Source organism: Amycolatopsis sp. TRM77291, assembly GCF_054166285.1.
In genome coordinates this window covers 393,430-404,877 of sequence record NZ_JBSZHF010000001.1, presented here as the reverse complement: position 1 = coordinate 404,877, position 11,448 = coordinate 393,430, and the positions used below count along the sequence as shown (strand labels likewise).

11 protein-coding genes are annotated in these 11,448 nt (G+C 69.7%); 8 read left to right on the top strand and 3 right to left on the bottom strand.

What is annotated here, in order from left to right; all coding sequences use genetic code 11:
• Positions 1-419 precede the first annotated feature (419 nt).
• Both ACXIZN_RS01885 and ACXIZN_RS01880 read right to left on the bottom strand, forming a co-directional pair.
• Entirely contained in the window at positions 420-1,421 is a 1,002-nt protein-coding gene (locus ACXIZN_RS01885) for a Gfo/Idh/MocA family protein (RefSeq protein ID WP_457952181.1), read from the bottom strand.
• A 4-nt stretch (positions 1,422-1,425) separates the two neighbouring features.
• A complete protein-coding gene (locus ACXIZN_RS01880; protein WP_192742680.1) occupies positions 1,426-2,430 on the bottom strand; it encodes a LacI family DNA-binding transcriptional regulator in 1,005 nt (334 codons plus the stop codon).
• Between the two features lie 118 nt (positions 2,431-2,548).
• On the opposite strand from ACXIZN_RS01880, the gene ACXIZN_RS01875 reads away from it, so the two are divergent.
• The 7 genes from ACXIZN_RS01875 to iolD are packed head-to-tail and all read left to right on the top strand — an operon-like array spanning position 2,549 to position 9,923.
• Complete coding sequence (locus tag ACXIZN_RS01875) at positions 2,549-3,448, top strand: sugar phosphate isomerase/epimerase family protein (RefSeq protein WP_457952179.1); 900 nt, start codon at positions 2,549-2,551, stop codon at positions 3,446-3,448.
• Between the two features lie 24 nt (positions 3,449-3,472).
• Entirely contained in the window at positions 3,473-4,459 is a 987-nt protein-coding gene (locus ACXIZN_RS01870) for a sugar ABC transporter substrate-binding protein (protein WP_457952177.1), read from the top strand.
• A complete protein-coding gene (locus ACXIZN_RS01865; protein ID WP_457952176.1) occupies positions 4,456-5,490 on the top strand; it encodes an ABC transporter permease in 1,035 nt (344 codons plus the stop codon). The genes ACXIZN_RS01870 and ACXIZN_RS01865 overlap by 4 nt, the downstream gene beginning before the upstream one ends.
• On the top strand, positions 5,487-6,272 hold the full coding sequence (locus tag ACXIZN_RS01860; protein ID WP_257485143.1) for an ATP-binding cassette domain-containing protein: 786 nt from the start codon (positions 5,487-5,489) through the stop codon (positions 6,270-6,272). The genes ACXIZN_RS01865 and ACXIZN_RS01860 overlap by 4 nt, the downstream gene beginning before the upstream one ends.
• Positions 6,269-7,201: a 5-dehydro-2-deoxygluconokinase gene (gene iolC, locus ACXIZN_RS01855; protein ID WP_457952174.1), complete on the top strand. Its 933-nt coding sequence runs from the start codon at positions 6,269-6,271 to the stop codon at positions 7,199-7,201. Before ACXIZN_RS01860 ends, iolC begins: the two co-directional genes overlap by 4 nt.
• Positions 7,198-8,088 carry a 5-deoxy-glucuronate isomerase gene (gene iolB / locus ACXIZN_RS01850; protein ID WP_457952172.1) on the top strand — a complete coding sequence of 297 codons (891 nt, stop codon included), beginning with the start codon at positions 7,198-7,200 and terminating at the stop codon, positions 8,086-8,088. The genes iolC and iolB overlap by 4 nt, the downstream gene beginning before the upstream one ends.
• The gene (gene iolD, locus ACXIZN_RS01845; RefSeq protein ID WP_457952170.1) at positions 8,085-9,923 is read left to right on the top strand and encodes a 3D-(3,5/4)-trihydroxycyclohexane-1,2-dione acylhydrolase (decyclizing); all 1,839 of its coding nucleotides are present in this window, start codon (positions 8,085-8,087) and stop codon (positions 9,921-9,923) included. Before iolB ends, iolD begins: the two co-directional genes overlap by 4 nt.
• Here iolD and ACXIZN_RS01840 read toward each other — a convergent pair.
• Positions 9,904-10,797 carry a LysR family transcriptional regulator gene (locus ACXIZN_RS01840; RefSeq protein ID WP_457952168.1) on the bottom strand — a complete coding sequence of 298 codons (894 nt, stop codon included), beginning with the start codon at positions 10,795-10,797 and terminating at the stop codon, positions 9,904-9,906. The genes iolD and ACXIZN_RS01840 overlap by 20 nt on opposite strands.
• A 104-nt stretch (positions 10,798-10,901) precedes the next feature.
• Here ACXIZN_RS01840 and ACXIZN_RS01835 point away from each other — a divergent pair, with 104 nt between their 5' ends.
• On the top strand, positions 10,902-11,447 hold the full coding sequence (locus tag ACXIZN_RS01835; RefSeq protein ID WP_457952166.1) for a nuclear transport factor 2 family protein: 546 nt from the start codon (positions 10,902-10,904) through the stop codon (positions 11,445-11,447).
• Position 11,448 lies beyond the last annotated feature (1 nt).

The following is an 11,448-nucleotide window of genomic DNA, read 5'->3' as shown; positions in this document are numbered from 1 at the left end:
GAACCGGCCGCCTGTCGTGGTTCGCGGTCACCGTAGCGAAAACCGGCCCATGGCGGACCGTTCATGGCAGGAACCTGCCTTCGCTTAACGCGGTGAGTCCGTGCGGGCGAATGCGGCGAGGTCGGCCCGGCCCGTGTCGCGAAAGCCACTTTCGGGACGTTGGATGTCCCGAAAGTGGCTTTCGCGACACGGCCGTGAGTGCTCGGCTGAGGAAACTCGACCTTCGCACGTGGCACCGGCGGCAAGCACTCGTGACTTCTTCGGGGTCGCTAGAGCCGACCGTGTCTCAGGGATGTACCGCCGGGGCGCGCGAGTGGACGTCTCGCGTGATTGGACGGACGACACGCGTGATCAGAAAGCCGACTCACTTCGAGCCCGGCCACGCGCGTGTCGTCCATCCAGTCACGCGTGTCGGTCGTTCAGACGCGGACCTCGTCCACGCGGACCGGGCGCCGTTCGCGGCGCGAGACCTCGCAGGCCTCGGCGATGTAGAAAGCCTCCAGCGCGTCCGCCGCGCCGCACGGGCTCGGCGCGCGACCGGCGGCGACATCGAGGAACGCCTTCAGCTCGCTGATGTACGCGGGGCGGAAGCGTTCCATGAAGCCGGGGTAGGCCGGGCCGGGCAACGGCTGGACGCCGGGTTCCACCGACGTCAGTGGCGCGCGGTCGTCCAGGCCCACCACGGCGTTGCCCGCCGAGCCGAGGACTTCCAGCCGGACGTCGTAGCCCGCGCCGTTGTAGCGCGTCAGCGAAACCACCGCCAGCGTCCCGTCGTCGAGCGTCAGCGTCGCGGCCGCGGTGTCGACGTCACCTGCGTCGGCGAAGAACCGCTCGCCCTTGTTGGCGCCGACCGCGTAGACCTCGACGACCTCGCGGCCGCTCACGAACCGGACGACGTCGAAGTCGTGCACCCCGCAGTCGCGGAACAGGCCGCCGGAGTGCGCGACGTACTCGGCGGGCGGCGGTGCCGGGTCGAGCGTGGTCGCGCGCAAGGTGTGCAGCCAGCCGAGTTCGCCGGACGCCACCGCCGCCCGTGCCGCCGCGTAACCCGCGTCGAACCTGCGCTGGAAACCGATCTGCACCGGGACGTCGGCACCGGCGATCTTGTCGATCACCGCGAGCGTTCCCGGGATGTCGGCGGCGACCGGCTTCTCGCAGAACACCGGGATGCCCGCGTCCACCGCCTTGAGGATCAGCTCCGGATGGGCGTCCGTCGCCGCGGCGATCACCAGACCGTCCAAAGAGGACGCGAAAAGCGAGGGGATGTCCGCCGCCGCTTCGACGCCGAGCTTCGCCGCGGCGGCCTGGGCACGGGCGGCGTCGACGTCGGCGACGACCACGGAGGAAACCTCGTCGAAGCTCTTCAAGGTCTCGGCGTGCGAAGTGCCGATCCGGCCGGTGCCGGCGAGTCCCAACCTCATGTGGTTACCTTTCTGGAGCGGCGGTGGTCGAACGGACCACCAGCGACGGGTGCAGCAGATGCCGGACCGGTTCGGCGCGTTCGCCGCGGATCCGTTCGAGCAGCGCTTCGACGGCCAGCCTGCCCATTTCCGTGCGCGGCTGGTCCACAGTGGTCAGTGAGACATGGCGCAGCGCGGCGAGCGAGGTGTTGTCGTAGCCGACCACGGAAACATCCTCCGGTACGCGCAGGCCCACCTCTTCGAGTGCGGAGATCGCGCCGACGGCGTTGAAGTCGTTGCCCGCCACCAGGGCCGTCGGCATTCCGGCCATCGGAGGGTCGCTGAGCAGTTCGTGCACGGCCTTCTCCCCGGCGGTGTCCGTATGCTCGCTGTGCACGATGATCGGATGCAGCCGATGCCGCCGCATGGCCTGCTGGTAACCCCGCCGCCGGGCCGCCGCACCGGCCGCGAGCCCACCGTCCAGATGGGCGATCCTTCGATGCCCCAGCGAAACCAGATGATCGACGGCGAGCGCGGACCCGGCCTCGCCGTCGTCGTTCACCGTGTCCACCCCCGCGGCGCGCGAAGTGCGCGACACCAGGACGACGGGACCTTGCGCGGCCGCTTCCTCGATCGCCGAAGCGGGGACCACCGGTGACAGCAGGATCACCCCGGCCGGCCGGAAGGACAGCAGGCTCTTCAGCGCGGCACGCTCGCGCGCGGGACTGCGGCCACCGGTGTTGAGGATCAGGTGGAACCCGGCCGCTTCGGCCGCCGCGTCCAGCCCTTCGACGACGTCGGCGAAGAAAGCGTTGCGAAGGTCGGAAACCATCACGCCGAGGACGGTCGACGTCCGGCTCGCCAGCGACCTGGCCATCGCGTGCGGTTCGTAACCCAGTTCGTGCGCCGCGCACAGCACTCGCGTGCGCCGTTCGTCGGAGACGTTCGGCGCGTTCCGCATCACCAGCGACACGAGCGCGCGGGACACCCCCGCCTTCGCGGCGACGTCCTCCATCGTCGGTCGCGCCATTTTCCACTGTCCCCCTGTTTCTTGACCGCCCGTGCCCTTGACTTTACTGTGACGGACACTACATGATTAGAGCGCTCTAATCAATAGAGCGCTCTAATCGATCTCCCGGAGGCCGCCGATGACAGCCACGACACCCCGGATCCGCATCGCCGCCGCCCCGATCTCCTGGGGCGTCTGCGAAGTCCCCGGCTGGGGCCGCGTGCTCGACGCGGAGACCGTGCTGGGCGAAATGGCGGAGCTGGGGGTGCGCGCCACCGAGCTCGGCCCGCCCGGCTATCTGCCGCGTGACCCGGCCGCGCTGCGTGAACTTCTCGGCGGATACGAGCTGGAACTGGTCGGCGGTTTCCTCGCCGTGGTGCTGCACGAGGATCCCGCAGCCGCGTTGGCCGCGGCCGAGGAGTCCGCGGCGCTGTTCGCGGCCTGCGGTGGCGACGTGCTCGTACTCGCCGCCGCCACCGGACTCGACGGCTACGACGACCGGCCGAAGCTGAGCGAAACCGAATGGACGACCCTCGTCGAAACCTCAGGCGAGATCGAGGAAATCGCCGCACGCCATGGCCTTCGCACCGTGCTGCACCCTCACGTCGGGACGCACGCGGAAACCGAAGAAGAGGTCGAGCGCTTCCTCGCCGATTCCACTCTCCCCCTGTGCCTGGACACCGGCCATCTCCTGATCGGCGGGACCGATCCGGTCGCGCTGGCGAAGCGATACCCCGGACGGGTCGGGCATCTGCATCTCAAGGACGTGCGCGGCGAGCTCGCCGAAGACGTCCGCGCCGGCAGGCTTCCCTACGCCGAAGCCGTGGGCAAAGGTCTGTATGTCCCCCTCGGCGACGGGGACGTCGACATCGAAACGATGGTCAGGTCCGTCCACGAGGCGGGCTACGACGGGTGGTACGTGCTCGAACAGGACACCGCGCTGAGCGAGGGGAGCCCGGAGGATCTGCCGAAGCGGGATGTCGCCAGGAGCCTGGCGCATCTCGACGGAATCGTCAGCCGGCTCCCGGCTGCCAGGTAACGGAAGAAGCGAGGAGAGACGACGATGTCCCATCGCTTGAAAGCGGCTTTGGCGCTCGTGGCGGGGCTGTTGCTCCTGTCCGCGTGCACCGGGCCGAAGGCCGAGGTGAAACCCGCCGCGGGCGCGGGCCCGGAGACGGCGGAGCCCAGCGGGCCGCTGCGGGTCGCGGTCATCTCGCACGGCACGGCGGGCGACGCGTTCTGGAACGTGGTCAAGAACGGCGCCGAGGAGGCGGGCAGGCAGCTCGACGTCCAGGTCGAGTACAACTCCGACGGAGACCCCGGTAACCAGGCCAAGCTGATCGACAACGCGGTCGCCCAGCGGGTCGGCGGGCTGGTGGTGTCGATGGCGAACCCGGAGGCGCTCAAGACCTCGATCGAGAACGCGGTCCGCGCCGGGATCCCGGTCATCACCATCAACTCCGGCGAGGACAAGAGCGCGGGCTACGGCGCGCTCACCCACGTCGGGCAGAACGAGACCATCGCCGGCGAGGAAGCCGGGAAGAAATTCCGTGAACTGGGTAAGAAGAAGCTGCTCTGCGTGGTCCACGAAGCGGGCAACGTCGGGCAGGCGCAGCGGTGCGACGGCGCCAAGACCGGCTTCGCGGGCGACGTGCAGACCCTTCAGGTCGACATCAGCAACCCCACCGACGCCGAATCCCGGATCAGGGGCGCGGTGCAGACCGACTCCACCCTCGACGCCGTTCTGACGTTGAACTCCCAGGTCGCGGCGCGGGCGGTGAGCGCGATCAAGGCGGTCGGCTCGGCGGCCCAGGTCGGCACGTTCGACCTCAACACCGACGTGGTCGGCGCGATCAAGGCGGGCGACGTGGTGTTCGCGGTCGACCAGCAGCAGTACGAGCAGGGCTATCTCCCGGTGCAGTTCCTCAAGCTCTACCGGGACAACGCGAACGTCGTCGGCGGCGGGAAGCCGGTGCTCACCGGGCCCGACCTGGTCGACAAATCCACTGTGGACACCGTCGGCAAGTACGTGCAAAGGGGCACGCGATGACCACCACCATGCTCGACGAACGGATCGCGAAACCCCGCCTGCTCGACAGGCTGGTCGTCCGCCCCGAGATCGGCGCGCTCCTCGGCGCCGTCGTCGTCTTCCTGTTCTTCACCCTCGTCACCGACCAGTTCTTCAGCGGCAGCGGCGTGGCGACCTGGCTCGACGACGCCTCGACGCTCGGCATCATGGCGGTCGCGGTGTCCCTGCTGATGATCGGCGGCGAGTTCGATCTGTCGGCGGGCGTGATGACGGCGTCCACCGCGCTCGTCACCGCGACGCTGGCGACTCAGGCCGGCTGGAACGTCTGGCTCGCGCTGTTCGCGTCGCTGGTCTTCGCTCTCGCGGTGGGCGCGTTCAACGGCTGGCTGGTGATGCGCACCGGGCTGCCCAGCTTCATCGTCACCCTGGGCACCTTCCTGGCGCTGCAGGGGCTCAACCTCGGGGTGACCCGCCTGGTCACCGGCACCGTCCAGGTGTCCGGGATGCGCTCGGCCGACGGCTACGAATCCGCCGGCTTCGTCTTCGCGTCCACAGTGGACGTCGGCGGGACCGCGTTCCAGATCTCCATCGTCTGGTGGATCGGGTTCGCCGTGCTGGCGGCCTGGCTGCTGGTGCGGACCCGCTTCGGCAACTGGATCTTCGCCGTCGGCGGCTCCGCGCAGAGTTCGCGCGCGGTCGGGGTCCCGGTGGTGCGCACCAAGATCCTGCTGTTCATGACCACCGCGCTCGCCGCGTGGCTGGTCGGCTCGATCAACATCCTGCGGTTCGCGAGCGTCCAGGCGAACCAGGGCATCGGGCTGGAGTTCCAGTACATCATCGCGGCCGTCATCGGCGGCTGCCTGCTCACCGGCGGGTTCGGTTCGGCGATCGGCGCCGCGATCGGCGCGCTGATCTTCGGGATGGCGCGGCAGGGCATCGTGTTCGCCCGCTGGGACAGCGACTGGTTCATGCTGTTCCTCGGGGTCATGCTGCTGTCCGCGGTCCTGGTCAACAACGCCTTCCGGCGGCGCGCGGAAAGGGTGCGGCGATGAGTCGTCTTCTCGAGGTCAAGGACGTCGGCAAGACCTACGGCAGCGTGATCGCGTTGCGCGACGTCTCCACCGTGGTCGACGCGGGCGAGGTCACCTGCGTCCTCGGCGACAACGGCGCGGGCAAATCCACCCTGATCAAGATCCTCGCCGGGGTCCACCAGCACGACAAGGGCGAGTTCCTGGTCGAAGGTGAGCCGGTGAAGTTCGCTTCGCCGCGTGAGGCGCTCGATCGCGGAATCGCGACGGTGTACCAGGATCTCGCGGTCGTCCCGCTGATGAGCGTCTGGCGGAACTTCTTCCTCGGCTCCGAACCGACGGTCGGCTTCGGCCCGTTCCGCGCGCTCGACCGGAAGAAGGGTCGCGAGACGACCAAGAAGGCGTTGTCCGACATGGGCATCGACCTGCGTGACGTCGAGCAGCCGGTCGGCACGCTGTCCGGTGGCGAGCGGCAGTGCGTCGCCATCGCACGGGCCGTGTACTTCGGGGCGAAGGTCCTGATCCTCGACGAGCCGACGGCGGCGCTGGGGGTCAAGCAGGCGGGCGTCGTGCTCAAGTACGTCGCACAGGCCCGTGACCGAGGGCTCGGCGTCGTGCTGATCACGCACAATCCGCATCACGCGTATCCGGTGGCCGATCGCTTCCTGTTGCTCAAACGGGGCGCGTCGCTCGGCGCGTACGAGAAGTCCGAGATCGATCTGGCCGAGCTGACCCGGCAGATGGCGGGCGGCGCGGAACTGGAAGCCCTCGAACACGAATTGCGAGCCGCGGAGTCCCCTTCATGACCGCTCTCGAAGCACTGACCGTCGGCCGGGTCGGGGTGGACCTCTACCCCGAACAGAGCGGCGTGCCGCTGGCCGGGGTCAGCACCTTCGCCAAGTCGCTCGGCGGCACCGCGACCAACGTCGCGGTCGCCGCCGCGCGCCTCGGCCGCTCGACGTCGGTGCTGACGAAGGTCGGCCCGGACGGCTTCGGCGAGTACGTGCGGCAGGCGCTGCGGGAGTTCGGCGTCTCCCCCGAGCACGTCGGGACGTCGGCCGGATTGCAGACGCCGGTGGTGTTCTGCGCGCTGGACCCGCCCGCGGATCCACCGCTGCTGTTCTACCGGTCCCCCATCGCCCCGGACCTGACCATCACCGAGAACGACGTCCCGTGGGACGTCGTGGAATCCGTTCCGCTGCTGTGGGTCACCGGCACCGGTGTCTCCGTCGAGCCGGCGCGCGGCACCCAGCGCAAGATGCTCGAACGGCGCGGACGCCGGTCGCACACCGTGCTGGACCTCGACTTCCGGCCGATGTTCTGGCCGGACACCGAGACGGCGCACGAAGAGATCAGCTGGATGCTCGACCACGTCACGGTCGCCGTCGGCAACCGCACCGAGGTGGAGGTCGCCGTCGGCACGGCGGACCCCGACGAGGCCGCGTCCCGGATGCTGGCCAGGGGTGTCGAGCTGGCGGTGATCAAGAAAGGCGCGGACGGGGTGCTGGTGGCCACCGCCGAGGGCCGCTGGACCGTGCCGCCCCAGCGGGTCGAGGTCGTCTGCGGGCTCGGCGCCGGGGACGGTTTCGGTGGCGCGCTGATCCACGGTCTGCTGTCCGGCTGGGATCCGGTGCGCATCGCCACCTACGCCAACACGGCGGGCGCGCTCGTCGCTTCCCGGCTCGCCTGCGCCGACGCCATGCCCACCGCCGACGAGATCGAGGAGTTGCTGTGAGCAAGCTGCACCGTCCACTCGGGACGCTTTCGGACGAGCGGGACCCGGTCCGGCTCACCCCGGATTCGGCGGGCTGGGACTACAGTGGCCTGCGGGTTCTCTCGCTGGCCGCCGGGGAGTCCAGGGTGGTTCGCACGGGCGAGTACGAAGCATTCGTCCTGCCCCTGTCCGGCGCGTGCACCGTCCGGGTCGACGGGCAGGTCTTCGCCCTCGCCGGACGGGATTCCGTGTTCGCCCGCGTCACGGATTTCGCCTATGTGCCAAGGGACGCCGAAGTCGAGTTGTCGACAGTCGCGGGGATCGAGGTCGCCCTGCCGATGGCCCGCTGCACACGCCGCCTCGAACCGCGCTACGGACCGGCCGAGAACGTGCCGGTGGAGGTGCGCGGCGCGGGACAGGCGACCAGGCAGGTCACCAACTTCGGAGTACCCGGTGTCTGGGACCACGCGGACAAGCTGAACGCCTGCGAGCTGATCACCCCCGGCGGCAACTGGTCGTCGTACCCGCCGCACAAACACGACGAGGCGTCCGAATGCGAGGTCGTCAACGAGGAGATCTACTACTTCCGTATCGCGGGCCGCGACGGCGTGACCCCTTCGCGCGAAGGGTTCGGCCTGCACCGGACGTACACCGCCGACGGTGAACTGGACGAGGACGTCGCGGTCCGGGACGGCGACGTCTTCCTGATCCCGCGCGGCTACCACGGTCCCTGCGTCGCCGCGCCCGGCTATCCGATGTACTACCTGAACGTCCTGGCCGGGCCCGCCGCCGAACGGTCGATGGCCTTCTGCGACGACCCCGCGCACGGCTGGGTCCGCGACACGTGGAACGACCAGGAGCTCGATCCGCGTTGCCCGGTCACGAGCCACGAAGGGCGGGTCTCATGAGGCTGACCACGGCACAGGCCCTCGTGCGCTGGCTGCTGGCGCAGCGGTCGGAAACCCTGGACGGGCGGGAGGTCCCATTGTTCCCCGGGGTGTTCGCGATCTTCGGGCACGGCAACGTCCTCGGTCTCGGCACAGCGCTGGAGGAGCACCGCGACGTACTCCCCGTGTGGCGAGGGCAGACCGAGCAGGGCATGGCGCTCGCGGCGGTCGGCTACGCCAAGGCGACGCACCGGCGGCAGGTCGGCGTGGTGACGTCGTCGATCGGTCCCGGCGCGCTGAACATGGTCACCGCGGCCGGGGTCGCGCACGCGAACCGGTTGCCGGTACTGCTGCTCCCCGGCGACACCTTCACCAGCCGCGCCCCGGATCCGGTGTTGCAGCAGGTGGAGCATTTCGGCGATCCGACGGCCACGGTCAACGACGCCTTCCGCGCGGTGAGCCGGTATTTCGACCGGATCACCCGGCCGGAGCAGTTGCTTTCGACGCTGCCGCAGGTCGCCAGGGTGCTGACCGATCCGGCGGACGCGGGGCCGGTGACGCTGGCGCTCCCCCAGGACGTCCAGGCGGAGACCTACGACTTCCCGGACGCTTTGTTCGCGCCGGTGACCCATCGCCCGCAGCGCCCGCGGCCCGATCGCCGGGCGCTCACCGAAGCGGCGGGCCTGCTCCGGGCGGCGCGGAAACCGTTGCTGGTACTCGGCGGCGGCGTCCGGTATTCCGGCGCGGGCGCGCGGGCGCTGGCCTTCGCCGAACGGCACGGCATCCCGGTCACCGAAACCACGGCGGGGCGCACCCTGGTCCCGCACGGCCATCCGCTGCACGCAGGTCCGCTCGGGGTCACCGGCTCGACGTCGGCGAACGTGCTGGCCGCCGAGTCCGACGTCGTGCTGGCCGTCGGCACGCGCCTGCAGGACTTCACCACGGCGTCCTGGACGGTGTTCTCCCCGGACGTCCGGCTGATCACGCTGAACGCCGCCCGGTTCGACGCGGTCAAGCACGGTGCGCTGGCCGTCGTGGGCGACGCCGACGCGGGTCTCGTGGATCTGTCCGCCCAGCTCGAAAACTGGCAGGTCGATCCACTGTGGACGGAGCGCGCCTCGGCGGAGCGCACCCGTTGGGACGCGCATATCGACACCCTGCGTGCCGCTTCCGGCGAGGTGCCGACGTACGCCCAGGTCGTCGGTGCGGTCAACGACCTCTCCGAACCGCACGACTACGTGATGACCGCGTCCGGCGGGATGCCGGGCGAACTGATCGGCGGCTGGCGCGGTTCGGGCTCGATCGGCATGGACGTCGAGTACGGGTTCTCGTGCATGGGCTACGAACTGGCGGGTGCCTGGGGTGCGGCGATGGCGCACACCGAGGGCCTGGTCACCACGATGCTGGGCGACGGTTCGTACCTGATGCTGAACTCCGAACTGTTCTCGGCCGCCTTCGCCGGGCATCCCTTCGTGGCGGTGGTCTGCGACAACGACGGCTACGCGGTCATCGCCCGGCTACAGGAGGGGCAGGGCGGCAAGCCGTTCAACAACTTCCTCGATGACTGCCGGAGCGCGCACACCACTCCCCCTCGGGTCGACTTCGCGCGGCACGCGGAGTCGCTGGGGTGCGCGGTGTTCACGGCGTCCACTGTGGACGACGTGCGGGCGGCGTACGCGAGGGCACGGGAAGCCGCGGTGGCCGAACACCGGCCGGCGGTGGTCGTGGTGCGCACCCGGCCGGACGCGTGGACCGAAGCCGGTGCCTGGTGGGAAGTCGGCGTCCCGGAACACCTTTCCGGACGTGGAGACTTCGAGGAGGGCAAAGCCGGACAGGTCAGGTACTTGAAGAGCTGACGAGACGCACCGCCCGCACGAACGCTCCCACCAGCGGGCCGGTGCTCTCCTTCGGCCAAGCCAGTGCGATCCGCAGTGGTTCGATGTCGGCGATCGGCCGCCACACCAGCTCCGGATGCGCGTAGAACCTCGCCATCGACTCGGGCGAGATGCAGACCGCGTCGGTGGTGGCGACGAGTTCGAGCATCTCCTCCACGTTGCCGTTCTCCGGTCCCCAGTTCGGGGCCGAGCCGTCGGGACGCGGGTTGACCGCCCACCAGTCGACCCACTCGGGCGGAGCGTTGCGGGTCCACAGCAAAGGCGCGTCGCGGAGATCGTGGATGACGACTTCTTCCTTGGCCGACAAGGGATGTGACGCGTTCATGGCGACCCATCTCCGTTCGGTCGCGACGACTTCGGCGTGCAAACCGGTCAGATCGGCGGGTAGCCAGACGAACGCGATGTCCGCGAGTCCGTCACGTAAGGCCTGCGCCTCACCACCCCAGTCGAACCGCTTCGGTTCGATGGTCGCGTCGGTGTGGCGTTCGGTGAACAGGGTCCGCGCCCGCCGGGCGAGCGGACCACCGCCGGTCGCGACGAAGCCGACCCGCAGCACGTTGCCCGCGGCCGCGGCGGCCGTGCGCACGAGACGGCCGGTGAGCTGCCAGTCGGCGAGAAGACGGCGCGCGGCGGGCAGGAGTACCTCACCGGCTGCGGTCAGCCGGATCTCCGAGTTCCCCCGGGTGAACAGGTCCGTGCCGAGCCGGGACTCCAGTTGCCGGATCTGGCGGCTCAGCGACGGCTGCGTGACGAACAAGGCTTCGGCGGCCCTGGTGAAGCTCAGATGTTCCGCGACGGCGACGAAGTAGCGCAGCACCCTCGTGTCGACATCCATGTCCCGATCCTCCCCGATGCCCAGAACGTATGGGTACGGGCATTGGACCGCCGTGAGGTTCCGGTGATTGCGTGGACGGCAGCCACTTCTGGAGGGAAAAGACCGTGGAAGACCGAAGGACACCGATCGACCGGGCGACGTTCCTGCGAACAGGCGGGGCCGGCGCCGCCGCGCTACTGGCCACGTCCCTGACCGGCGGGACCGCCTCCGCCGTGCCGGAGCGGACCCGGGAGCACCCCAACGTCGCGCTGATCCGCCGTTACTACGAGGCTTACGGCTCCGGCGATCTCAACGCCCTCAAGCAGTTCTTCACACCGGACATCCGGTGGACGATCCCGGGACACCATCCGCTCGCCGGGACCAAGACCGGCGCGGACGAGGTGATCGCCTTCTTCGGCGAGCTCGCCCGCGCGGGATTCCGCGCGGACGTGCTGTACCTCGCCGCGGACGGCGACTGGGTGGTCGATCTGCACCGCGGCTGGAGCACCGCGCCCGCCGGGCTCGACATCACCTGGGTGCTCGCCTATCGCATCCAGGGCAAGCGGATCGCCGAGGCGATCAACTTCGCCTCCGACCAGCACGCCGCCGACGCCTTCTTCTGGCGGCGGTATCCGCTGGCACGGATTCCCGACCGTCTCGCCGAGGGCTGAG